Genomic DNA, 22,569 nt, shown 5'->3' with positions numbered 1-22,569 from the left:
TCATCGTGCCGGCAAGACTCCGAGACCCAGAAGATGCGCGTCGAGGAACTGTGTGACCTGCTGGCGCAGCATCTGCGGCGGCACCGCAACCATACGCTCTTCGAGGCCGAGCGAGATGATGCCGTGGACTGCGGAAAACAGCGTGCGCGACAATAGCGCGATCTTCACGTCATCCGCATCAGGCAGCACGCGCACCAGGGGCTGATGCATCAGCGCGAAGGCGTCCATCACCATCTGAAGGATGTCGTCGGGATACGGGCGGTCATCCTCCATCCGATGCTCGAACAGCGAGCGCAGCAGATTGGCGTTCCCGGCGAAGAAATCGAGATAGGTCTCGGCTAATCCATAGAGCTGGCGAACCGGATCCTCGGTCGGAACCGCGCCCAGCCGCGCCGTGAGCGCCTGGACCGTCTCCCTGTTGACGGTCAGGATCACCCCGTCGAAGTCGTCGAACTCGTTATAGACGCTGCCGACGGAGCAGCCGGCGGCGTCCGCGATATCCCGAACCTTTAATGATCTCAATCCTTTAGAAGCGATGATGCTGCGGGCGATCTCCAGGATCTGAAGCCGCCGGCGACTTTTTTTTCGATCCCGCAGCGATTCTTCTTGAACATTGTTCATTTTCAAGCTACTCACGTGAACATTGTTCAATTTAACCCGGAGACCTGCAAAATGCAAACCCTTGCTGTTGATATTGCCTCCACCTTCATCGATGACGCCGCGGCCCTCGTCAGCGGCTTCGGCCGCGCTGTCCTGCGGCTCGCGATGGCGCCGATCGATCGGATTGCAAATGCCTGCGACATCGCCGGCGTGCTCGCTGAGCGCCGCGCGACCTTCCGGATGTGGCGGACCAGCCGCACCCGCGCCCGCCATGAGGGCCGCCGCGTCAGCCTGCTTGGCCGGCTCAATCCCTTTCGCCATCTCGCTCACCTCACCTAGTGGACAAGCCGATGCACGTGCGGCTCCACTCGAATGCGAACGCCGATCGCAACAAAGCACTTACTATGTCCGGACACTGCCGGCCGACTCGGCGAAAGTCAGGGATGCCGTTCAGCTTTTTCTTATCGGCCCCGGCGATATCCCCATAATCGCGGCATTTCCGCCCGAAGCTGCGGCCGCGACCGGATATTTGCGAACCTAACGAGACAAGCTGGAGACCAACTGGATCGGAGGGACCGAGGGGACACGACAGGCCGGCAAGCGTCGTCGCCTGCAATCGCTCCCCACACCCTTCCGGTCGTGACGTTCGACCCGCAACGTAACAACCTCAGGCTGCCTTTCCAAAACAGGACTCGTCATGATCAGGGAATTGATGTCGTCACGCCGCTTTGCGCCGCTGTTCTGGGCGCAATTTTTCTCGGCGCTCAATGACAACGTGCTCAAGAACGCACTCGTCATCATCCTGCTTTACAGCGCCGCAACGGGCCACGGTGATGCCCTGGTGACGGTGGCAGGTGCCGTCTTCATCTTCCCCTACTTCATCCTGTCCGGGCTCGGCGGCCAGCTTGCCGACAAATACGTCAAATCGGTCGTCGCAAGGCGATTGAAGTTCGCCGAAATCTTTGCGGCGGGCTTCGCTGCTGCGGGTTTCTTCATGCACTCGGTGCCGCTGCTGTTCACCGCGCTTGCGTTGTTCGGCATCATCGCCGCGCTGTTTGGTCCCGTGAAATACTCCATGCTGCCGGACCAGCTGGAGCTCGGTGAGCTCGCCACCGGCAACGCGCTGGTTGAAGGTGCAACCTTCATGGCGATCCTGCTCGGCACTGTCGCCGGCGGCCAATTCGTCGCAGGCTCCGCGCATATGGCCTGGGTCGCATCGGCCGTGGTCGTGCTGGCCCTGCTGTCCTGGGCCTTTGCCTCCCGCATTCCGCAGACAACGCCCTCCGCGCCCGATCTGCCCGTCGATGCCAATCCCTGGACCTCGACGCTCAGCCTGCTCAAGACGCTACATGCCGACCACCGTCTGTGGGATGGCACCGTGATCGTCTCCTGGTTCTGGCTGGTCGGCGCCATCGTGCTGTCGCTCTTGCCGGCGCTGGTGAAGGACGTCGTCGGTGGTAGCGAAGGCGTGGTGACGCTGTGCCTTGCGATCTTCGCGATCGGCATCGCCATCGGCTCACTGTTCGCGGCCAGCCTCAGCCACGTCCGTCCGAACCTCGCGCTGGTGCCGATCGGCGCCATCATCATGGGCTGCGCCGGCCTCGATCTCGCCTGGGCCATCGCTGTGGCGACCAAGGGCCAGGACATCGCGGCGATCGACTTTGCGACCTCGTTCGCGGGCCTACGCATGCTGGTCGACTTCGTCGCCTTCGCCTTCGGCGGCGGCCTTTTCGTCGTGCCCTCCTTCGCCGCGGTGCAGGCCTGGTCGGCGCCGAACGAACGCGCCCGCATCATCGCCGCCGGCAACGTGTTGCAGGCTGCCTTCATGGTGGTCGGCTCGCTGTTCGTCGCGCTGCTGCAGGCCGGCGGCGTGCATGTCGGCTGGATCTTCTTCGGCCTCGGCGTCGCCAGCTTCGGCGCAGTGTGGTTCGTCCTGACGAAGTGGGGCAAGGAAGGCGTGCGCGATTTCGGCGGACTGCTGTTCCGCGCGCTATTCCGTACCGAGATCCGTGGCCTCGAAAATCTGCCGCCTCCCGGCACCCGCATGCTGATCGCGCCGAACCATGTCAGCCTGATCGACGGCCCGCTGCTGCACGCCGTGCTGCCGATCGATGCGAGCTTCGCGGTCGACACCGGCATCTCCAAGGCCTGGTGGGCCAAGCCGTTCCTGCGCGTGGTCAAGCACTACACCATGGACCCGACCAAGCCGCTGGCCGCGCGCGACCTGATCAAGCTCGTCGCCGCGGGCGAACCGGTGGTGATCTTCCCGGAGGGACGCATCACTGTCTCCGGGTCGCTGATGAAGGTCTATGACGGCACCGCGATGATCGCGGACAAGGCCGACGCCGTGGTCGTGCCGGTTCGCATCGAAGGTGCGCAGCGCTCGCATCTCAGTTACCTCAACTCCAGCCAGATCAAGCGCTCCTGGTTCCCGCGGGTGACGGTGACGATCCTGCCACCGGTCAAGCTGCCGGTCGATGAACAGCTCAAGGGCAAGGCGCGCCGCAATGCCGCCGGCGCCGCGCTGCAGGACGTCATGATCGACGCGCTGGTCAAGAACGCCATGCTCGATCACTCGCTGTTCGAGGCGCTCGGACACGCCTATCGCGACCGCGACACGGGCAAGGTGATCATCGAGGACGCCCTCGGCACCAAGCTCACCTATCGCAAGCTGATCCTCGGCGCGCAGGTCCTGAGCCGCAAGCTCGAGACCGGCACCACGGCCGGCGAGAACGTCGGCGTGCTGCTGCCGAACTCCGCGGGCGTCGCCGTGGTCTTCATGGCGCTGCAGAGCATCGGTCGCGTTCCGGCCATGCTGAATTTCTCGGCCGGCCCGGTCAACGTCCTCGCCGCCATGAAAGCTGCGCAGGTCAAGACCGTGCTGACCTCAAAAGCCTTCATCGAGAAGGGTAAGCTCGACAGGCTGATGGCCGCGATCTCCGACGAGGCGCGCGTCGTCTATCTCGAGGACGTCCGCGCCTCGATAGGCACGGCTGACAAGATCAAGGGACTGCTCGCCGGCACTGCACCACGCGTGACGCGTCAGGCCAACGATCCCGCCGTCGTGCTCTTCACGTCGGGCTCGGAAGGCACCCCCAAGGGCGTGGTACTGTCCCATCGCAACATCCTCGCCAACGCGGCGCAGGCGCTGGCGCGTGTCGATGCCAACGCCAATGACAAGGTGTTCAACGTGCTGCCGGTGTTCCACTCATTCGGACTCACGGGCGGAATGATGATGCCTGTTCTCGCGGGCATTCCGATCTACATGTATCCCTCGCCGCTGCACTACCGCATCGTGCCCGAGCTGATCTACCAAACCGGTGCTACCATCCTGTTCGGCACCGACACCTTCCTCACCGGCTATGCGCGCTCTGCGCATGCCTACGACTTCCGCACCCTGCGCCTGGTGATCGCCGGCGCCGAGGCGGTCAAGGACCGCACGCGCCAGGTGTTCATGGAGCGCTACGGCATCCGCATCCTCGAAGGCTATGGCGTCACCGAGACGGCGCCGGTGCTGGCGATGAACACGCCGATGGCCAACCGTCCCGGCACTGTCGGCCGTCTCTCGCCACTGATGGAAAGCCGCCTCGATCCGGTTCCCGGTATCGAGGAAGGCGGCCGCCTGTCGGTGCGCGGACCGAACGTGATGCTCGGTTACCTCAGGGCTGAAAACCCTGGTGTGCTCGAAGTGCTGCCCGAGGGCTGGCACGACACCGGCGACATCGTCGCGATCGACGCCGCCGGCTTCATCAGCATCAAGGGCCGCGCCAAGCGCTTTGCCAAGATCGCCGGCGAAATGGTCTCGCTGTCGGCGGTCGAGAGCATCGCGACCACGCTGTGGCCGCAGGCCGCTTCGGTCGCCGTGTCGATCCCCGACCAGCGCAAGGGCGAACGCATCGTGCTGCTGACCACGGAGAAGAATGCCGAGCGCAGCGCAATGCAAGCCCAGGCCAAGGCAGTCGGCGCCTCCGAGCTGACCGTGCCCGCGACGATCATGGTGGTCGACAAGGTGCCGTTGCTCGGCACCGGCAAGACCGACTACGTCACGGCAACGACGATGGCCCGCGAGCAGGCGTCGTCGCCGGAGCGCGAGGTTGCGTAAGGAAGATGCACGAGGCGCCTGAAATCAGCGGCGCGCGATGTCCTGGAGTGGTTCTGCTTCATGGCATCGCGCGCGGCTCCGCATCGCTGAGGAGGCTTGAGCGGTCACTCCAGGCAGCCGGATTCGCTACGCTCAACATCGACTATGCGAGCCGCGGGAAGCCAATCGCAGCGCTCGCTGACGATATCCACCCGGCAATCGCCCGCTTTGCCGAACGCGAGGCTCCGCTCCACTTCGTCGCGCATTCGATGGGCGGTCTCGTGACGCGCGCCTATCTCGCGAAACACCGGCCGAACCGGCTTGGCGGCGTCGTGATGCTGGGCACGCCGAACGGCGGCAGCGAGGTCGCCGATCTCCTGAGCGGGTCTCGGCTTTACCGCGCATTCTACGGGCCGGCCGGGCTTGAGCTCACGACAGCGAACCGGTCTAACGTCCTGCCCGTTGTGGACTATCCCGTCGGCGTGATCGCGGGAAATCGTTTCATCGATCCCGTCGCCGGCCTCTTCGTCCTGCCGAAGCCGAATGACGGACGCGTGTCGGTGCAAAGCGCGATGCTGGCCGGCATGGCCGACCATATCGTCGTGAACGCTTCCCATACCGGACTGCCGCGTCACGGCGTTGCGATCGCGCAGACCATTGCATTTCTTCAGGACGGCCGATTCAGCCTGGCGTGAAGGCTAGGCCGCGGTCCGCCGTTCCTGCGCATAGCGCACCAGCGCCACGAAGCGGTAGATGCCGTGCACGAACTTGCCATAGGGCATGGTGATGAACAGTGCGAACACCGCGCCGAGATGCAGCGCCAGCAGCGGCCCCATGGCCGCAGTCTCGCGCAGGATCAGAAGCAGCATGCCGGTGAACCCGGTCAGCAACAGCATGGCGATGAAGCCGACATCCATGCCGTAGCTGTTCTCGTCAAGCAGCGCCGGATCGCGCCGCATCTTGGCCACGAACAGGCCGATCGAGCCAACGATGAGGCCGATGCCGCCGAGCGTACCGAGCACGACCGGCAGGTCCCACCACGGATACGGCGCCTCGCGGCCGAGCAGATAGTGATAGAGCGTCGCCACCGAAGTTGCGGCAAAGCACAGCAGGAAGCCGTAGAACGTCAGGTGATGGAAGAGCTTGCGCCGGTCGGTCGGCTTGTCATCCTCGTTGTAGCAGCCGACGCCGCCCCCGTGGAGATAGCGCAGCTCGCCGGCATCACGGATCGCCTGAAAGATCGAGCCGCCATCGGCGCGGCCGTCAATCGGCGGGCCGATGTCGCGCCAGAACGCGCGCACGCTCACGACCAGCGCGAGGATGGCATAAAGGAACGCAGCGCCAAACAAGGCGGCCATCGCGTTGTGCGGCATCAGCTTGTAGAACGCGCCGGGACCGGTGTGCACCCCGAACAGCCCCCTAGCATCATTCAGGGCCACGAAGCCAAGAATGAAGGCCGCCATGCTGAGCGCAGCGATGATGGCGATGACGAGGCCGTTACGGGCGAATGCACCGGACAGGGCCTGTGGCCAGGCATAGGTGGCGTAGGACTCCGCGCGCGCGACCGCCAGCGTCTTTGGGACGTTGACGTTGAACTCGTGCGGCGGCGAGAACTGGCAGTCGACATAGCAGGCGCCGCAGGAATGGCAGAGGTTGGCGAGATAGTTGAGGTCGCCGTCGGAGAAGGCGCGTCGCATCTCCATGGCCGGAAACACCGCGCACAGGCCCTCGCAATAACGGCAGGAATTGCAGACCGTCATCAGACGGTCGGCTTCATCAAGGATTCTAGTTCCGTGCATGTTTCGCCGCTTCCCGTCCTGCGATCCGACCGAACACGCTGCCGATGGTCATGCCCATGCCGGCCGCATATCCCTTGCCGAGCACGTTGCCGGCCATGATCTCGCCGGCAGCGAACATGTTGCCGGACGGCTTGCCATCAGCCATCATCATCCGCGCCTCCTTGTTCACGCGCGTGCCGAGATAGGTGAAGGTGATGCCGGGCCGCACGGGATAGGCGAGATAGGGCGGCGTCTCGATCTTACGCGCCCAATGGGTCTTGGGCGGCGTGATACCTTCGGTGCGGCAGTCGTCCAGAATGGTGTGATCGAACGTGCCTGATAGCACCGCCGCGTTGAATTCGGTGACGGTCTTTTCCAGCGCGGCCGGATCGAGCTCGAGCTTGCGGGCAAGCTCGGCCACCGTCTGCCCGGCGATCGGCGGGAACAGGGTCGGCATGAAGCTGGTCACGACGGTCGAATCGAAGATGATGTAGGCAATCTGGTCGGGCTGGGCCGCGACCAGCCGGCCCCAGATCGCGTAGCGCTTCGGCCAGATGTCCTCGCCCTCGTCATAGAAGCGCTGCGCGTGCTTATTGACGACGATGCCGAACACCACCGAGTCATGGCGCGTAATGATGCCGCCATCGAATTGCGGCGCGCGGGCGTCGATCGCGACCGCGTGGCACTGGGTGGGGTCGCCGACCTCCTGCACGCCCTTGTCGAGCAGCATCTTCAGGATCGAGCCACGATTATAGGGGGTGCCGCGGATCAGGAAATTGTCGGCGGCCTCGCCCCAATATTGCTTCAGCCATTCAATGTTGGCCTCGAACCCGCCGGCGGCAGCGACCAGCGAGGTCGCGCGGATCTCGGTCTCGCCGTTGATCGGCCGCTTGAGGCGGGCGGCGAGGAACATGCCGTCTTCGATGACGAGGTCGGTGACCTCGGCGTCATATTCAACGTCGACGCCGAGCCGCTCCGCGGTCAGATACAGCGCGTTCAGCATGGCGCGGCCACCGCCGAGGAAGAAGGAGTTGGTGCGACCGAGGCTCAGCGTGCCGCCGAGCGAGGGCTGCCAGCGTACGCCCTGCTCCACGATCCAGTTCAGGATGTCCTTGGACTCCCGGATCATGTGACGGGCGAGCACTTCGTCGGTCTGCCCGCCGGTGACGCGCAGCAGGTCCTCCCAGAACTCATCCTCGGTATAGGGGCCGGTCAGGATCTCGGTCGCCGCGTCATGGGCGCAGCGCATGTTGCGGGTGTGGCGGGTGTTGCCACCGCGATAGAACTTTGGCGCGCCCTCGAGCACGAGCACCGAGGCACCGCCGCGGCGCGCCGAGATCGCCGCGCACAGCGCCGCGTTGCCGCCGCCGATCACCAGCACGTCGTATTTGCTGCTCATGCCGTCTGCCCGATGCGACGAAGTTGGAGACATTCTGCCCGCCGACGGCTGCGGTCAATCCTGGCAGCCATTGCGTACTTTTGTATACAAAGATATACAGATGGGAGGCAAGCGGCATCTCTGCATGGGCAGGATGCGGATCGCAGACCCGGGGATTCATGCCCAGACGCCCGGCAAAGACAGGCGGATCGATCGCTCGTGGCGGTGGCGTGGCGCTGGGCGAAGCCGTATTCCGCTCGTTGTGCGAGGCACTCCAGGCCGGCAGCTACCGCGCCGGTGACCGCCTGCGCGAGGAGGAAGTCGCGCAACGGCTGAAGGTCAGCCGTACGCCCGTGCGTGAAGCGCTTGGCCGGCTTGCGGCGCGCGGCTTCGTCGAGCCCGCCGGTGGTCGCGGCCTGATCGTGCGTAACCTCGACATCTCCGAGGTGCTCGAGCTCTACGCCATGCGCGAGATCATGGAAGGCGCGGCCGCGCGCCTTGCCGCCGAGCACGCCTCTGCACCGGAGGTGGATGCGCTCCGGGATATCGAGCAGGCCTTTGTCGAAGCCTCCGAGACCGACGCCGGCGAAATGGCAAGGCTTAACCGCGCCTTCCACGAGGCGATCTGCCGCGCCGCTCGCAACCGCTATCTCGACAACGCCTCCCGCGAATTGCAGGACTGGATCGCCCTGCTCGGCCCGACCACCTTCATCGTGACGGGGCGTCCCTCGACCAGCCACGGCGAGCACCTCGCCATCATCGAGGCCATCGCAGCGCGCGACGGCGACAAGGCCGAACAGCTCGCCCGCGCCCACATCCGCGAGGCGCTGCGCTGCCGACTTAAGCTGCTGCAGAAGCAATAGCGCCGGTTATTTTCCGGGTTCAAGCAGCCTTGCGATGACGGGGAAGTAAGCATCGCCCATCCCGCCCTCGATTGCCTCCTCGAAGATCGTACGGATCAGCGCGGCTCCGCGCATGTTGACGCCGGTCTGTCTGCCGAGTTCAAGCGCGTAGGTCAGATCCTTCATCGCATATTCGGTCGAGAACGCGCGCAGGGGATACTCGTTCGGAACAATGGCTTTCATGCCATGGTTACGTAGCGCAAAGCTGTCGGCCGAGCCTTTCGACAACGTTTCCAGCAACAATTTTGGTTCGACACCGCTACGCTTTGCGACCGCGACGGCCTCCGCCAGCGCATTCACGGTCTCGAACAGCACCATGTTGTTGAGGATCTTTGTGATCTGGCCGGCGCCGGTGCCGCCGCACAGGGTGACGTCGGTGGCGAAATGCCGGATCAGCGGCTCGACTTGCGAAAACTGCGCGGACGTGGCGCCGACCATCACGCTGAGCGTGCCGTCCTGCGCGGCCTGACGCGTGCGCGCGATCGGTGCGTCGATCCAGAGCGCTCCCTTTTCTGCGAGTTGGCGGGCAAATTCGCGCGTCATCCCGACCTCGGACGTTCCGAGATCGACAACGATCTGGCCGCGCCGGACGGCCGGCAGAATGCCGCCCTCGAAGGCCGACAACACATGCTTGGCACTGGGCAGGCAGAGGAAGGTGATATCGCTGCCGCCGACGACGTCGGCCACGGAATTTGCCGCGACCGCCCCGTCAGCCACGATCCGCGCCAGCGGCTCCACGGCGAGGTCGAAGGCCAGCAGCTTGCGCCCGCTCTTACGCAGCAAATTCCGGCAGATGGGCTCGCCCATAACACCGAGACCGATGAATCCGATTGCGTCAGTCATTCAGGCACCCTCCCCGAAGTCACGCGTCGCTCATGTGTTTGGGCAAGCATTAGCCGCCGCCAGGTCCGCCAGCCAGCGACGGCGCGTAGACCAGCCTTGCGAGTCGCGCTGGTGTGGCGATCACCTCAGGCGAGCACGTCGGCCACGACTGCCTTCACGACATCCCGCACATCGGTCGGCTTCATCCGCACTTGCAGCCCGCGTTGACCGCCATTGAGATAGACGAGGTCATGTGCGAGCGCGCTCTGCTCGAGCACCGTACCGACCTGCTTGCGCTGCCCGAACGGGCTGATGCCGCCGACCTTGTAGCCAGTGACGCGCTCGGCCTCCGGCGGCTTCATCATCTGCGCCGATCTGCCGCCAGCGGCCGCGGCGAGCTTCTTCATCGAGACTTCCTGGTCGGACGGGACGATGACGCAGACCGGCTTGCCGTCCACCAGCGCCATCAGCGTCTTCAGCACGCGTGCCGGGTCTTCACCGAGCGCGGCGGCCGCCTGCAGGCCAATGCTCTCGGCGTCAGGATCGTAGTCGTAGGCGTGGACGGTGAAAGCGACACCGGCGGCGGTGAGCGCTCGGGTGGCGGGCGTGACTTTGGACATCGGCGATGTTTAGCACCGTCCCGGCGCGGCGCGAAGCCGTTGTGCAAGGTGGACGCATGTGCGCGCCTCACCATCGGTGTCGTCCCGGCCTTCGCCGGGACGACAGCACGAGCTTGGCGGCACCTTGCCACCAAAACGACGGCCGAGCCCTACTCCGCCGCGTCCCGCATCTCCGCGCGCTCGGCCCTCGCCGCGCAGAACTTGAACTCGGGGATCTTGCCGAATGGATCGAGTGCCGGGTTGGTCAAAAGGTTCGCAGCCGCTTCGGCGTAGCAGAACGGCATGAACACCATGTTTTCAGGCACGTCGCGGTCCGACCGCACCTTGACCTCGACCGCGCCGCGGCGGGTCTCCAGACGGATGAAGTCGCCGGGCACGAGCTTCTTCTTGCGCATGTCCTTTGGTGACATGAACGCCACCGCCTCGGGTTCGATCTGGTCGAGCACCTGGGCGCGGCGGGTCATTGAGCCGGTGTGCCAGTGCTCCAGCACGCGGCCGGTCGAAAGCACCATCGGATATTCGTCGTCCGGCAGTTCATCCGGCGGAATGACCTTGGCCGGCACGATCTTGCCGCGGCCGCTCGCGGTCGGGAAGCCCGTGGTGAAGATGATCTCGTTGCCGGGCTTGTTGGGATCATCGGCCGGATAGGTGACGGCGCCTTCGCGCACCAGCCGCTCCCAGCTGATGTTCTTGAGCGACGGCATCAGCTCCGCCATCTCGGTGTAGACCTCGCCCGGACCGGAATAATTCCACGGCAGGCCCATGCGCTTGCCGATCTCCTGGATGATCCAGAGATCCTGCCGTGCATCGCCGGGCGGCTTGATCACCTGGCGCGCGAGCTGCACGCGGCGATCGGTGTTGGTGAAGGAGCCGTCCTTCTCGGCAAAGGCCGAGGCCGGCAGGATGACGTCCGCGTGGAACGCGGTCTCGGTGACGAAGAGATCCTGCACCACGAGATGGTCGAGCATCGCGAGCGCCTGGCGCGCATGCTGCAGATCAGGATCGGACATCGCGGGGTTCTCGCCCTCGATATACATGCCCTTGATCTCGCCGGCATGGATCGCGTTCATGATCTCGACCACGGTCAGGCCGCGCACGGGATCGAGATCCTGCTGCCAGAGCTTTTCGAAGCTGCCGCGCAGATCGTCGCGACCGACCGGCTGGTAGTCCGGCAGGAACATCGGGATCAGGCCGGCGTCGGAGGCGCCCTGCACGTTGTTCTGGCCGCGCAGCGGATGCAGGCCGGTGCCCGGGCGGCCGACCTGGCCGGTGATCAGCGCCAGCGCAATGAGGCAGCGCGCATTGTCGGTGCCGTGGACGTGCTGGCTGATGCCCATGCCCCAGAAGATGATCGAGGATTTCGCGCGCGCGTAGGTGCGCGCCACCTCGCGCAGCGTCTGCGCCGGGATGCCGCAGATCGGCTCCATCTTCTCCGGCGTGAATTCCTTGATCTTCTCCTTGAGGTCCTCGAACCCCTCGGTGTAGCCGGCGATGTACTGATCGTCGGTCAGGCCTTCGGTGATGATCGTATTGATCATCGCGTTCAGCATGGCGACGTCTGAGCCGGGCTTGAACTGCAGGTGCTTGGTGGCGTGACGCGACAGCGACTGCCGGCGCGGATCCATCACGAACAGCTTTGCGCCGTTCTGCTTGACCGCGTTCTTGATGAAGGTGGCCGCGACCGGGTGGTTGACCGTCGGATTGGCGCCGATCACCCAGATCACTTCCGCGTCCATCGCCGCGGAGAATGGCGCCGACACCGCGCCCGAGCTCAGGCCTTCGAACAGCGCGGCGACCGACGAGGCGTGGCAAAGGCGCGTGCAGTGGTCGACATTGTTTGACCCGAAGCCGGTGCGGACCAGCTTCTGGAACAGATACGCCTCTTCGTTCGAACCCTTGGCCGAACCGAAACCGGCGAGCGCCTTCACGCCCTTCTCATCGCGGATCTTGAGGAGACCCTTGGCGGCGATGTCAAGCGCCTCGTCCCAGCTCGCTTCACGGAAATGCGTGAACGGATTAGCAGGATCGACCTGATCGTTGGAATCCTTCTTCGCATTCGGCAGCCGCACCAGCGGCTTGGTCAGGCGATGCGGATGGTGGATGTAGTCGAACCCAAAGCGGCCCTTGACGCAGAGACGATTGTGATTGGCCGGACCATCGCGGCCCTCGGCGTAGATCACCTTCTCGTCCTTGACCTCATAGGTGACCTGGCAGCCGACGCCGCAGAACGGGCAGAGCGAATCCACCTTCTTGTCAGCGTAGGTCACGCGGGTCTGCTTGTCGTCGAGCATCACAGCGGGCATCAAGGCGCCGGTCGGGCAGGCCTGCACGCATTCACCGCAGGCAACGCAGGTCGACTCGCCCATGGGGTCGTCGAAATCGAACACGATTTTGGAATCGTGATTACGATAAGCCATGCCGATGACATCGTTGACCTGGACCTCGCGGCAAGCGCGCACGCAGAGGCCACACTGGATGCAGGCATCGAGATTGACGCGCATCGCCGGATGGCTGGCATCGGTCTCCCAACGCTCGGCGGCAGGGAAGCGGCTCTCGGTGACGCCGGTCGTCTCGGCCCAGTGCCAGAATTTGGAATCCGGATCGTGCGAGGTCTCGCGCGCCGGCTGGTCGGCGACCAAGAGCTCCATCACCATTTTCTGCGCGGCAGTCGCGCGCGAAGATTCCGTCTTTACCTTCATGCCGACCGACGGCGTGCGTTTGCAGGACGCGGCGAGCACGCGCTCGCCCTCGATCTCGACCATGCAGGCGCGGCAATTGCCGTCGGGGCGATAGTCGGGCGCGGGCGAATAACAGAGATGCGGAATCTCGCGGCCCTGCCGTTTGGCAACCTGCCAGATCGTCTCGCCGGGCTTGGCCTCGACCTGCTTGCCGTCGAGCTCGAACGTAATCTTGGTCATTCGGCCGCTTCCTTGAACTCGTCAGGGAAATATTTGATCACGGAGGACAGCGGATTCGATGCCGCCTGTCCGAGCCCGCAGATCGAGGCATCGCGCATCGCCTGGCTCAATTCTTCCAGCAATGCGCGGTTCCAGACCGGCTTCTGCATCAGCTGCGCTGCCTTCTGGGTTCCGACCCGGCACGGCGTGCACTGGCCGCAGCTCTCGTCCTCAAAGAACTTCATCAGGTTGAGTGCCGCTGCGCGCACGCTGTCCTTCTGCGACAGGATCACGATCGCGGCCGAGCCAATGAAACAGCCGTATTTCTCCAGCGTGCCGAAATCGAGCGGGATGTCGTCCATCGACGCCGGCAGGATGCCGCCGGACGCGCCGCCCGGCAGATACGCATAGAACTGATGGCCGTCGGCCATGCCGCCGCAATATTCGTCGATCAGCTCGCGCACGGTGATGCCCGCGGGTGCAAGCTTCATGCCCGGGTTCTTGACGCGGCCGGAGACCGAGAAGCTGCGCAGGCCATGGCGCTCATGGCGACCATTACCCTTCCACCAGTCGGCGCCCTTCTCGACAATGTCGCGTACCCACCACAGCGTCTCGATGTTGTTGATCAGCGTCGGCAAGCCGAACAGACCAACCTGGAACGGATAAGGCGGCTTGTGCCGGGGCAGGCCGCGCTTGCCCTCGATGCTCTCGAGCAGAGAAGACTCTTCGCCGCAGATGTAAGCACCAGCACCGCGGCGCATGTGCAGCGTCGGGCCGCCTGCGGGGAGCTTGGCGATTTCTCGTTCAAGAATCTCGCGCGAGGCCGGATATTCGTCGCGCAGATAAATGTAAACGTCGGAGGCCTGCACCACATGCGCGCCGATCAGCATGCCCTCGATGAAGCGGTGCGGATCGGTTTCGAGATAATAGCGATCCTTGAACGTCCCGGGCTCGCCCTCGTCGCCGTTGATCGCCATCAGCCGCGGTCCGGGCTCTCCCAACACGGCGCGCCATTTGCGCCCTGTCGGGAAACCGGCGCCGCCGAGGCCGCGCAGCGAGGCATCATCGAGCGCCTTCAGAAGATCGTCCGTCGACATCTCGCCCGAGCGCACGCGGCCGAGGAGCTTGTAGCCGCCGCCCGCGACATAGGCATCGTAGTCGACATACTTTGGCAGATGCGCATGCGTGTCGCCGGACTTCGCCGCAGCCATTACATTGGCAACGGTGGCATGATCCACGAAATTGTGCCCGACTTCGGCGGCAGGCGCGGTGTCGCAGCGGCCGACGCAGGGCGCGCGCACGACGCGAATGCCGGGGCCAGATGCGCTCTGCAAATCCTCAAGCAGCTTCTCTCCGCCGAGCATCGCGCAGGTCAGCGAATCGCAGACGCGGATCGTCAGCGGAGCGACGTCAGGCTCGCCTTCCTTCACGACGTCGAAATGCGCGTAGAAGGTCGCGGTCTCGAACACTTCGGCGAAAGCGAGCTTCATCTCGTCGGCAAGGGCTGCAAGATGCGCAGCCGAGATCTGGCGAAATGTGTCCTGGATCAGGTGCAGATATTCGATCAGGAGATCGCGCCGCCGCGGGCGATCGCCGAGCAATTGCTCGATCTCATGCGAGGCGGTCGGATCGACTTGCCTGCCCTTGGGCGTAGCCTTGGCGCGCCGGCGCCCTTCGCCCGGATGCTCGAATTCCCTGACCTTGTGAACGTCGTCGTTGCTGCTCATGGAAACGTCGCGTTCTCCTCAAAAGCGCGATGATCTCAGGCTGGATAACCATCGCGATCCGCCGTTATTACCAGGCCCGACAATCGGGAACCGCATCGTCGGCACCCCGGCAGATCAGGCCTCATTCCAGGCGACTCTAGCCTCTGGTATACCAGACGCCAAGTAAATTTAGAACGACTCTATAATCATTTAGGGGGCGGGCAGCCGCCCTGCCACGCCCCCCTAAGCAAGTCGATCGCGGAACCTCGTCAGGTCTTCTCCATGCAGTCCTGGATGTAGAACCAGCGATCGTCGCCGATCAGTCCTTTGGCCTTCACTTCGGAGCGGCACGCCTTCAGCTTCGGCTTGTTGGCCGACCACTTGGCCTTCATCTCTTTCAGTTTCTGCATGGTGAGCTTGATCTTGCCCGGCGGCTTTGCGTCGGTCGTCGCCGCGGCAGGCGCCGGTGTCGCTGCAGTCTGCGCCGACGCGGTATGAAAGCTTGCTGCCAGCAGCATGGCGGCAAGGCAGATACGGGTGCGAAGCATAAGAATCCCCCTAGGTCCCATTCTCGATTGCTTGTCAGGTGAGCACCGCGGGCGGCTGGCGTCAGCCTCCCGCGGTCGTGGGCTTGCGATCAGAGGATCTTCACCGCGCTCTCGAGCGTCTTGTACACGCCCCATGCCAGCGGGATGCCGACGAAGAGCCAGAACAGCGCGGCCTTGACGTCGAGGCCGCCGGTGCCGATTCCGAACGAGCCGGTCTGGACCGCACCTGCGCCGGCCTTTGCCGCCTGCAACTTCGCGAGCTCCGCCTCGCTCATATACCACCTCGAATTGACCGGCTTGACGAGGTAGTTGCAGATGATGCCCGCGATCAGCATCGCACAGAGAATGTACATCGTCGTGTTGTACAACTGATCACGCGGCACGCCCGCCGCGAGCTGGAACTCGCGGAGGTAGTTGACCACGACGGGACCGATGATGCCCGCGGTCGACCATGCCGTCAGCAGCCGGCCATGGATGGCGCCGACGAATTGCGTTCCGAACATGTCGGCGAGATAGGCCGGCACGGTGGCGAAGCCGCCGCCATACATCGACAGGATGATGCCGAAGCCGAGCACGAAGAGCAGCTTCGAGCCCATCGCCGCGAAGGTCGGCGCCAGTGCGTAGAGCACGATGCCGAGGATGAAGAACGTATAGTAAGTGTTCTTGCGGCCGATATAGTCCGACAGCGACGCCCAGACGAAACGACCGCCAATGTTGAACAGCGACAGCAGGCCGGCGAAGCCCGCCGCGATGCCGGCGATGACGGTCTTCTGATCGGCCGAGAGCTGGCTGAAGGTGAGTTCGGGATGCCCGATCAGCTTGCCGGCGAAGATTTCCTGAAGCATCGGCGAAGCCATGCCGATCACGCCGATACCGGCCGACACGTTCAAGCACAGCACCCACCAGATCAGCCAGAACTGCGGCGTCTTGTGCGCGTTGTCGAGGTGGACGTGATGCTCGGTGATCATCGACTTCTTTTCGCTCGGCGGCGTCCAGCCCTCGGGCTGCCAGCCAGCCGGCGTCACGCGATAGGCGAAGGCACCGATGGTCATGAAGATGAAATAGACGATGCCCATGACGACGAAGGTCTGCCACACACCGACGTCGGTCGACGATTTGAAGTAGTTGATCAGCAGATTGGCGAACGGCGCGCCGATCATCGCACCACCGCCAAAGCCCATGATGGCCATGCCAGTCGCCATGCCGCGGCGATCGGGGAACCACTTGATCAGCGTCGACACCGGCGAGATGTAGCCGAGGCCAAGTCCGACGCCGCCGATAACGCCGGCCCCGAGCCACATGATCCAGAGTTGATGGACGTAGATGCCGAGCGCGCCGACCAGGAGCCCGCCGCCCCAGCAAAGCGCGGCAACGAAGCCGGCCTTGCGCGGACCGGCCCGCTCGAGCCAACCGCCCCAGATTGCGGCGGAGACGCCAAGCAGGACGAAGAACAGCGTGAACATCCAGCCCAGACTGGCGACCTTCCAGTCGCAGGTGGTGGTGAACAGCTCCGACCACAGCGACATGTCCGGGCAGGCCTTGGGCGCAGTCAATCCGATCGCGCGCGAGAGCGGCAACCAAAACACCGAGAAGCCATAGGCCATGCCGATGCACAGATGGATGCACAGCGCTGCCGGCGGCACCAGCCAGCGATTGAAGCCCGCGGTCGCGATCGTTCGCTCGCGATCGAGAATTCCCGCGCCAGCGCCTGAAATCCTCCCAGCGCTCTCGATTGTCGTCATGCGTACCTCCCCTGCAGCCGCCCTTCTGAGCGAGACTGCCGCTACGATCCTGTTCCTCAGCCCATCGCGGCGCAGCTGTTGTCCCTGCTGCTCCGCACAATCACCCGACGCGCGCCAGGATCGTCACGCGTGTCTGAAAAGTTAACCCCTCGACCGGGGCCCTATGCCCGATACGGTTTGCAGGCTTCGTGCGTGGCCCGCTGCTCCGCGCATCGCGGACGAGACTCAACCTCCGCGCCCGCGCGGACAAAGTCAATTGGGGCAGAAGCCGTGATCGATGTCGATAGATAAAAGGTCGGTATCGGCGCGGTAACGCGCCTAAGAACGCAGCGCACCATTGGCACTTGCTATCGAGCCATTCGTCTTTTCTATCAAGAACACGATGCGCGCCTCATTGCGCTCGGTGATCTCCACCGTGTCGCCCGTCTCGCGGATCAGGTTCGGAATGTCAATCACCGACAAGGGATCGGTGCAGTGGACTTCGAGCTGATCGCCCGGCTGCAATGGTTTCAGCGCCTTGCGCGTCTTTAGGGCTGGCAACGGGCATTTGAGCCCGGTGAGATCAAGTGTCGTTCTGGTCATCGGCGCAACATGGCGGGAGGGATCGACTGCGTCAACGCGAGGACCTCAGAGCAGATCGGCGTAGGACAGGAAACCTACGCTGTCGCCGGGTTCGACGCGGGTGATGTTTTCGCCGAGTTCAATGAGGCCATCGGTCTCCACCAATGACGACAGCAGGCCCGCCCCTTCGCGCGGGAACTTGACCGCCTCAAGCGCACCATCCTGGGCGCGGCGCAAGGAGGCGCGAACATATTCGCGGCGGCCCAGCTTCTTCTTGTAGGTGAACGCCGCACGTAGCGGGATCGGCCATAGCGGCTCCGGCAGACTGCCGGCGAGTGCGAGCACGGTTGGCCGCACCACGTGGACGAATGTGACGAAACTTGCGACGGGGTTGCCGGGCAGCCCGATCAGCGGCGTGCCGCTGATGATGCCCATCGCAACAGGCCGGCCGGGCTTGATCGCCATTCGCCACAGCACGAGTGAGCCGACGCTCTCGACCGCCGCCTTGACGTGGTCCTCCTCGCCGGTCGAGACGCCGCCGGTGGTGAGGATCAGATCATGGTGGCCCGCAACCTGCTTCAACCCGCCGGCAAGCGAAGCACGCTCGTCGCGGAGAATGCCGAGATCGGAGACCTCGCAGCCAAGGCGGCGCAGCATCGCCATCAGCATGAAACGGTTGGAGTCGAACAGCTGCGAGGCCGCACGCGGCTCCCCGGGCGAGGCCAACTCGTTGCCGGTCGAGAATACGGCGACGCGAATGCGCCTGACGACATCAAGCCTGACAAGGCCAAACGCGGCGGCAAGGGCAACATGCTGCGGCCGCAGTCGCTGGCCTGCCCGCAGCGCGACATGGCCAATGGGGATGTCCTCCCCTGCCGGCCGGACATTGGCACCCGACTTCAGCCCGGGCGGCAGCACGATCTTTCCTGATACATCGATACGGATATCTTCCTGCATGAAGACGGTCTCGGCCCCCGGCGGCATCGGCGCGCCCGTGAAGATGCGCGCGGTGTGGCCGGGCTTGATCGGCGCCTGCGCAACGCCGCCGGCCTGGATACGACCATCGAGCGGAAGCGCCTGTTCCCTGGCTTGCGGGAGATCCGCGTTGCCGACGGCATAGCCGTCGACGGCAGAGTTGGTGAAGGGCGGCAACGGCAGCGGCGCTGCGATATCGCGCGCCAGCACGCGCCCGTCGGCATCTCCGAGCGCCACCGTCTCGAGGTCGGCAATCGCGTGGACGCGGGTCGTGATCAGGCCAACAGCCTCATCGACCGACATCATCGGTCCGCCGAAAGCAAAGCAATCATCCGACAGTTGCGCCATGGTGCCTCGTCAGCGCGTCGCCGCGCTTCTTGCCATCGCATCCTCGACCTGTATCGCGGCACGCAGCATGAGAGCCGCCACACCCTCGATATCATCGAGATGGACAGTCGGCAGCCGGGTTTCAACCGCAGTGTCGGTCGCAATCCCGACAATGCCGGGATCATCAGGGAACAGCAGCGGCTTGGCATTGGCGGCGCGATGCACCTCGATCTTGCGATGCGGCTCGCGCTTGAAGCCTTCGACCATGACGAGATCGACCGCGGACAGCTTGCTGAGAAGCTCCGGCAACCGCGGCTCGGCCGCGCCGCGCAACTCATGCATCAGGGCCCAGCGGTTCGACGATGCCACCAGCACCTCGGCCGCACCGGCCTCGCGGTGGCGCCAGGAATCCTTGCCGGGCACATCGACGTCGAACTGATGATGGGCATGCTTGATGACGGAGACGCGCAGGCCTTGTGCGTTGAAATGCGGGATCAGCCGCGTCAACAGCGTGGTCTTGCCCGCACCGCTCCAGCCTGCAAGGCCGATGACTTTCATCGCAACTCGATCTCCGCCGGCAGCATGACGCGCCGGAACCGCCTTCTCCATCGTCGTGCGCATGCTTATATCGGCTTGAGGCGAATGTCATGCTAACGTCGCGACCATGATGAAGATCGACAAGGCCCCGGTGCCCCTGATTATCCCCAATCCCGACGACCCGCGCCTGACCCAGAGCGTGACCGGGACCGACCAGACCGGCGCCAGGGTCGAGATCAAGGTGCCGATGGAGCGGCCGCTGACGCTCTACCTGAATTCGCAGGAGATCGTCACCATGATGACGATCGGCGACTATCCGGAGTATCTGGCTCTCGGCTATCTGCTGAACCAGAACATGCTGAAATATGATGACGCTGTTACCGAGGTCGAATACGACGACGACCTCCAGGTCGTGGTGGTGCGCACCGAGCATCACACCAATTTCGAGGCGAAGCTCAAGAAGCGCACGCAGACTTCAGGCTGCGCGCAGGGCACCGCCTTCGGCGATCTGTTGGAAGCGGTCGAGAGTGTCGCGCTGCCGAAGGCGGAGCTACGCACCTCCTGGCTCTACCAGATGACGCAAACCATCAACACCATGCCATCGCTCTATCTCGAGGCCGGCGCGATCCACGGCTGCGTGCTGTGCAAAGAGGGTGAGCCGCTGTGCTATACTGAGGACGTCGGCCGCCATAACGCGGTCGACAAGATCGCAGGCTGGATGTACCGCCACGGCGTCGATGCCTCCGATAAGATTCTGTACACCACCGGCCGTCTCACCTCTGAGATGGTGATCAAGACCGTACGGATGGGCATTCCTATCCTGGTGTCGCGGTCCGGCTTCACCGCCTGGGGCGTCGATCTCGCACGCCAAGTGGGCCTGACTCTGGTCGGGCGCACCCGCGGAAAACGCTTCATCGCGCTCGCCGGCGAGGAGCGGATCGTCTACGACCAGAACCTCGCTTACGTCGAAGAGGAATCGGCGAGGCACAAGCGCAAGGGCGAGAGTGGTGACGACTGACATTCCGGCAACGCGCGTTCCACCGACTCTTGGCGTGCTGCTCGCTGGCGGCCTTGCACGTCGCATGGGCGGTGGCGACAAGCCGATGCGGACCATCGGCGGCCGCACTATCCTGGAGCGCGTGATCGCGCACCTTTCGCCGCAATGCAACGGGTTGATCCTGAATGCCAATGGCGATCCCGCGCGCTTCGCTGCGTTTGGCTTGCAGGTGATCGCCGACGACGTGCCCGGCTTCCCCGGTCCGCTCGCTGGCATCCTCGCGGCGCTCGACTGGACTGCAAAAAATCGGCCGGAGATCGAATGGGTACTCAGCGCGGCCGGCGACTGTCCGTTCCTGCCGCGTGATCTCGTCGCACGCCTGCATGAAGCACGTGAGCAAGAAAATGCGCAGCTCGCCGTAGCTGCATCAGGCGACCAGTCGCATCCGGTGATCGGCCTGTGGCGCGTCGCCTTGCGCAACGAGCTGCGTCACGCCCTGGTGGTCGAGGATCTCCGCAAGATCGATCGCTGGACCGCGCGCTATCCGCTCGCGACAGTGACATGGCCGGTCGAGCCGCTCGATCCATTCTTCAATGCCAACACGGTCGAGGACATCACGGAAGCCGAGCGTCTCGCGGCGCTGGATGCGGCATTCTAGCATTTGACGGGACATCGAACCGGACCGAGACGAGCTGCGACTACTGATCGGGGTGCATTCCGGATCAGCCATGGCCGACTCTCTTCTGAATGCCATATTCGCAGTCGTCGACTTCGTGTTCGATCTCTCGAAAGCGATCGACAGCACCAAGCGGCTGAGCCAACAAGCCACGGGCAGCGACAAAATCGTCGACGTCCCGCCGGACCCGAGGCCGCTGCCGCCCGCAGCGCAGCGCGCGCTTGCGGAAGCCGAGGAACGAGAGCGGGCGCGCGAGGCGGCCGCTCAGGCCGCCAGCGGCACCGACCAGGCATCATAACCGTAAACCCAACTCGTATCGGTCCGCTCCCGCAGCCAGATATTGGCGCGCGAGGTCTCCTGCACTCGCGTCGTTCGCTCCTTGCGTGTCCCCTCAAAGCGGCGGAAGGCATCTGCGACGCCGTCGCGGTCGATGCCGTCGAGGCAGCGCGACAACACCGCGGCGTCCTCGATCGCCATGGCCGCGCCTTGCGCCATATAGGGCGTCATCGGATGGCAGGCATCGCCGAGCAGCGTCACCTTGCCGTCGGCCCAGCACTCAAGCGCATCACGATCCATGATCGCCCATTTGTGCACGTCGGGACATGCCGCCAGCACCTTGCCGACTTGCGGATGAAAGCCTTCGAAGGAGGCGCGCAGATCCTGTACGTCCCCCTTCGCCGACCAGGACTCGATGCGGAAGTCCGGCTCCGGCTGGCTGGTGACGAGATAGACCTCGCTACGGTCAGGCTTCACGTAATAGATCACGATATGGCGGTCCTCGCCCCACCATTTGGTGCAATCGTCGATTTTCTCGCCAAGCAGTGCGGCGGGATAGACGGTGCGATAGGCAATGCGCCCGGTGAATTTGACCGGCGCTGTCTTGAACAGGATGTCCCGTACGGCTGAATGAACACCATCCGCACCGACCACAGCATCAGCAACGGCGCTGCTGCCATTGGCAAAGCTGAGCCGGACGCCCTCATTTGTCTCATCGAGACCGACAAGCCTGTGGTTGAGCCTCATGCACTCTTCCGGCACCACGCTCGCCAGCGCTGCATGGAGATCGCCGCGGTGTGCGAGCAGATAGGGCGCGCCGAACCTCTCCTCCGCGCTTTCACCAAAAATCATGTCGAACTTGATGTCGCCGCTCTTCCAATGGCGGTTATTCCAAGAGCGCGGATAGAACGACTGCTCGCGCATCCGCTTCTCTAGCCCCAGCGCCCGCAGCACTTTCATCGCATTGCAGCCGATCTGAATTCCGGCGCCGATGCGGGCAAACTGCGAGGCCTGCTCGTAGACCATCACGTCGATGCCGACGCGCCTGAGCGCCGCGGCGGTCGCGAGCCCGCCCATGCCGGCACCAATAATCGCAACCGAAAGCGGCCTTGCCATCGCGTCCCCACCCTGTGTCGCGCGCGGCTT

General features: G+C 64.2%; 20 protein-coding genes. 7 read left to right on the top strand and 13 right to left on the bottom strand.

Annotation, left to right across the window (positions count from 1 at the left end):
- Positions 1-621 (bottom strand): TetR/AcrR family transcriptional regulator, encoded by a 621-nt coding sequence (locus L6639_RS31520; RefSeq protein WP_237865512.1) that lies wholly within the window; start codon positions 619-621, stop codon positions 1-3.
- A 51-nt stretch (positions 622-672) separates the two neighbouring features.
- On the opposite strand from L6639_RS31520, the gene L6639_RS43345 reads away from it, so the two are divergent.
- The 3 genes from L6639_RS43345 to L6639_RS31510 all read left to right on the top strand — a co-directional run bounded on the left by L6639_RS43345 (position 673) and on the right by L6639_RS31510 (position 5,376).
- Positions 673-939 carry a hypothetical protein gene (locus L6639_RS43345; protein WP_333909360.1) on the top strand — a complete coding sequence of 89 codons (267 nt, stop codon included), beginning with the start codon at positions 673-675 and terminating at the stop codon, positions 937-939.
- Between the two features lie 358 nt (positions 940-1,297).
- On the top strand, positions 1,298-4,702 hold the full coding sequence (locus L6639_RS31515; protein WP_237865373.1) for an acyl-[ACP]--phospholipid O-acyltransferase: 3,405 nt from the start codon (positions 1,298-1,300) through the stop codon (positions 4,700-4,702).
- 5 nt (positions 4,703-4,707) lie between these two features.
- Positions 4,708-5,376: an esterase/lipase family protein gene (locus tag L6639_RS31510; RefSeq protein ID WP_237865370.1), complete on the top strand. Its 669-nt coding sequence runs from the start codon at positions 4,708-4,710 to the stop codon at positions 5,374-5,376.
- 3 nt (positions 5,377-5,379) lie between these two features.
- Here L6639_RS31510 and tcuB read toward each other — a convergent pair whose 3' ends face one another.
- Positions 5,380-6,480 carry a tricarballylate utilization 4Fe-4S protein TcuB gene (gene tcuB / locus L6639_RS31505; protein ID WP_237865369.1) on the bottom strand — a complete coding sequence of 367 codons (1,101 nt, stop codon included), beginning with the start codon at positions 6,478-6,480 and terminating at the stop codon, positions 5,380-5,382.
- Entirely contained in the window at positions 6,467-7,858 is a 1,392-nt protein-coding gene (tcuA, locus tag L6639_RS31500; RefSeq protein WP_237865368.1) for an FAD-dependent tricarballylate dehydrogenase TcuA, read from the bottom strand. Before tcuA ends, tcuB begins: the two co-directional genes overlap by 14 nt.
- A gap of 158 nt (positions 7,859-8,016) precedes the next feature.
- Between tcuA and L6639_RS31495 the strand changes: the two genes are divergently transcribed.
- Positions 8,017-8,700 (top strand): GntR family transcriptional regulator, encoded by a 684-nt coding sequence (locus L6639_RS31495; RefSeq protein ID WP_237865366.1) that lies wholly within the window; start codon positions 8,017-8,019, stop codon positions 8,698-8,700.
- A gap of 6 nt (positions 8,701-8,706) precedes the next feature.
- Here the strand turns inward: L6639_RS31495 and L6639_RS31490 are convergent, their stop codons facing one another.
- From L6639_RS31490 to mobB, 9 genes are all read right to left on the bottom strand, one after another.
- Positions 8,707-9,582: an NAD(P)-dependent oxidoreductase gene (locus tag L6639_RS31490; protein ID WP_237865364.1), complete on the bottom strand. Its 876-nt coding sequence runs from the start codon at positions 9,580-9,582 to the stop codon at positions 8,707-8,709.
- 125 nt (positions 9,583-9,707) lie between these two features.
- Complete coding sequence (ybaK, locus tag L6639_RS31485; protein ID WP_237865363.1) at positions 9,708-10,181, bottom strand: Cys-tRNA(Pro) deacylase; 474 nt, start codon at positions 10,179-10,181, stop codon at positions 9,708-9,710.
- 149 nt (positions 10,182-10,330) lie between these two features.
- Positions 10,331-13,099, bottom strand: coding sequence for a formate dehydrogenase subunit alpha (gene fdhF / locus L6639_RS31480; RefSeq protein ID WP_237865362.1), 2,769 nt, complete (start codon positions 13,097-13,099; stop codon positions 10,331-10,333).
- The gene (locus L6639_RS31475) at positions 13,096-14,805 is read right to left on the bottom strand and encodes an NADH-ubiquinone oxidoreductase-F iron-sulfur binding region domain-containing protein (RefSeq protein ID WP_237865360.1); all 1,710 of its coding nucleotides are present in this window, start codon (positions 14,803-14,805) and stop codon (positions 13,096-13,098) included. Before L6639_RS31475 ends, fdhF begins: the two co-directional genes overlap by 4 nt.
- Before the next feature lie 248 nt (positions 14,806-15,053).
- The gene (locus L6639_RS31470; protein ID WP_237865356.1) at positions 15,054-15,332 is read right to left on the bottom strand and encodes a hypothetical protein; all 279 of its coding nucleotides are present in this window, start codon (positions 15,330-15,332) and stop codon (positions 15,054-15,056) included.
- Positions 15,333-15,421: 89 nt separating this feature from the next.
- Positions 15,422-17,074, bottom strand: coding sequence for an OFA family MFS transporter (locus L6639_RS31465; RefSeq protein ID WP_237865355.1), 1,653 nt, complete (start codon positions 17,072-17,074; stop codon positions 15,422-15,424).
- 318 nt (positions 17,075-17,392) lie between these two features.
- On the bottom strand, positions 17,393-17,656 hold the full coding sequence (locus L6639_RS31460; RefSeq protein WP_237865354.1) for a sulfurtransferase TusA family protein: 264 nt from the start codon (positions 17,654-17,656) through the stop codon (positions 17,393-17,395).
- A gap of 45 nt (positions 17,657-17,701) precedes the next feature.
- On the bottom strand, positions 17,702-18,958 hold the full coding sequence (locus L6639_RS31455) for a molybdopterin molybdotransferase MoeA (RefSeq protein ID WP_237865353.1): 1,257 nt from the start codon (positions 18,956-18,958) through the stop codon (positions 17,702-17,704).
- Positions 18,959-18,967: 9 nt separating this feature from the next.
- Positions 18,968-19,495, bottom strand: a complete 528-nt coding sequence (mobB, locus tag L6639_RS31450) for a molybdopterin-guanine dinucleotide biosynthesis protein B (protein WP_237865510.1) — start codon at positions 19,493-19,495, stop codon at positions 18,968-18,970.
- A gap of 106 nt (positions 19,496-19,601) precedes the next feature.
- Here mobB and fdhD point away from each other — a divergent pair, with 106 nt between their 5' ends.
- The 3 genes from fdhD to L6639_RS31435 all read left to right on the top strand — a co-directional run bounded on the left by fdhD (position 19,602) and on the right by L6639_RS31435 (position 21,445).
- Entirely contained in the window at positions 19,602-20,492 is an 891-nt protein-coding gene (gene fdhD, locus L6639_RS31445) for a formate dehydrogenase accessory sulfurtransferase FdhD (protein WP_237865350.1), read from the top strand.
- The gene (gene mobA / locus L6639_RS31440) at positions 20,482-21,129 is read left to right on the top strand and encodes a molybdenum cofactor guanylyltransferase MobA (protein ID WP_237865348.1); all 648 of its coding nucleotides are present in this window, start codon (positions 20,482-20,484) and stop codon (positions 21,127-21,129) included. Before fdhD ends, mobA begins: the two co-directional genes overlap by 11 nt.
- 70 nt (positions 21,130-21,199) lie before the next feature.
- Positions 21,200-21,445 (top strand): hypothetical protein, encoded by a 246-nt coding sequence (locus L6639_RS31435; RefSeq protein WP_237865347.1) that lies wholly within the window; start codon positions 21,200-21,202, stop codon positions 21,443-21,445.
- On the opposite strand, the gene L6639_RS31430 is transcribed toward L6639_RS31435, so the two are convergent.
- On the bottom strand, positions 21,412-22,539 hold the full coding sequence (locus L6639_RS31430) for an FAD-dependent monooxygenase (RefSeq protein WP_237865346.1): 1,128 nt from the start codon (positions 22,537-22,539) through the stop codon (positions 21,412-21,414). The genes L6639_RS31435 and L6639_RS31430 overlap by 34 nt on opposite strands.
- Positions 22,540-22,569: the final 30 nt, after the last annotated feature.

Origin of the sequence: Bradyrhizobium zhengyangense (assembly GCF_022012555.1) — a bacterium.
GTDB lineage: Bacteria > Pseudomonadota > Alphaproteobacteria > Rhizobiales > Xanthobacteraceae > Bradyrhizobium > Bradyrhizobium zhengyangense.
This window is presented reverse-complemented; position numbering and strand designations above follow the sequence as displayed.

Excerpts from the sequence above, each read along its gene's own strand:
- L6639_RS31435 (WP_237865347.1), top strand. The coding sequence starts at position 21,200 with ATGGCCGACTCTCTTCTGAATGCCATATTCGCAGTCGTCGACTTCGTG.
- fdhD (WP_237865350.1), top strand. The coding sequence starts at position 19,602 with ATGATGAAGATCGACAAGGCCCCGGTGCCCCTGATTATCCCCAATCCC.
- fdhF (WP_237865362.1), bottom strand. The coding sequence starts at position 13,099 with ATGACCAAGATTACGTTCGAGCTCGACGGCAAGCAGGTCGAGGCCAAG.
- L6639_RS31475 (WP_237865360.1), bottom strand. The coding sequence starts at position 14,805 with ATGAGCAGCAACGACGACGTTCACAAGGTCAGGGAATTCGAGCATCCG.
- L6639_RS31470 (WP_237865356.1), bottom strand. The coding sequence starts at position 15,332 with ATGCTTCGCACCCGTATCTGCCTTGCCGCCATGCTGCTGGCAGCAAGC.
- ybaK (WP_237865363.1), bottom strand. The coding sequence starts at position 10,181 with ATGTCCAAAGTCACGCCCGCCACCCGAGCGCTCACCGCCGCCGGTGTC.
- mobB (WP_237865510.1), bottom strand. The coding sequence starts at position 19,495 with ATGAAAGTCATCGGCCTTGCAGGCTGGAGCGGTGCGGGCAAGACCACG.
- L6639_RS31495 (WP_237865366.1), top strand. The coding sequence starts at position 8,017 with ATGCCCAGACGCCCGGCAAAGACAGGCGGATCGATCGCTCGTGGCGGT.
- L6639_RS31455 (WP_237865353.1), bottom strand. The coding sequence starts at position 18,958 with ATGGCGCAACTGTCGGATGATTGCTTTGCTTTCGGCGGACCGATGATG.
- L6639_RS31515 (WP_237865373.1), top strand. The coding sequence starts at position 1,298 with ATGATCAGGGAATTGATGTCGTCACGCCGCTTTGCGCCGCTGTTCTGG.
- L6639_RS31465 (WP_237865355.1), bottom strand. The coding sequence starts at position 17,074 with ATGACGACAATCGAGAGCGCTGGGAGGATTTCAGGCGCTGGCGCGGGA.
- L6639_RS43345 (WP_333909360.1), top strand. The coding sequence starts at position 673 with ATGCAAACCCTTGCTGTTGATATTGCCTCCACCTTCATCGATGACGCC.
- tcuA (WP_237865368.1), bottom strand. The coding sequence starts at position 7,858 with ATGAGCAGCAAATACGACGTGCTGGTGATCGGCGGCGGCAACGCGGCG.
- L6639_RS31460 (WP_237865354.1), bottom strand. The coding sequence starts at position 17,656 with ATGACCAGAACGACACTTGATCTCACCGGGCTCAAATGCCCGTTGCCA.
- L6639_RS31510 (WP_237865370.1), top strand. The coding sequence starts at position 4,708 with ATGCACGAGGCGCCTGAAATCAGCGGCGCGCGATGTCCTGGAGTGGTT.
- tcuB (WP_237865369.1), bottom strand. The coding sequence starts at position 6,480 with ATGCACGGAACTAGAATCCTTGATGAAGCCGACCGTCTGATGACGGTC.
- L6639_RS31430 (WP_237865346.1), bottom strand. The coding sequence starts at position 22,539 with ATGGCAAGGCCGCTTTCGGTTGCGATTATTGGTGCCGGCATGGGCGGG.
- L6639_RS31490 (WP_237865364.1), bottom strand. The coding sequence starts at position 9,582 with ATGACTGACGCAATCGGATTCATCGGTCTCGGTGTTATGGGCGAGCCC.
- L6639_RS31520 (WP_237865512.1), bottom strand. The coding sequence starts at position 621 with ATGAACAATGTTCAAGAAGAATCGCTGCGGGATCGAAAAAAAAGTCGC.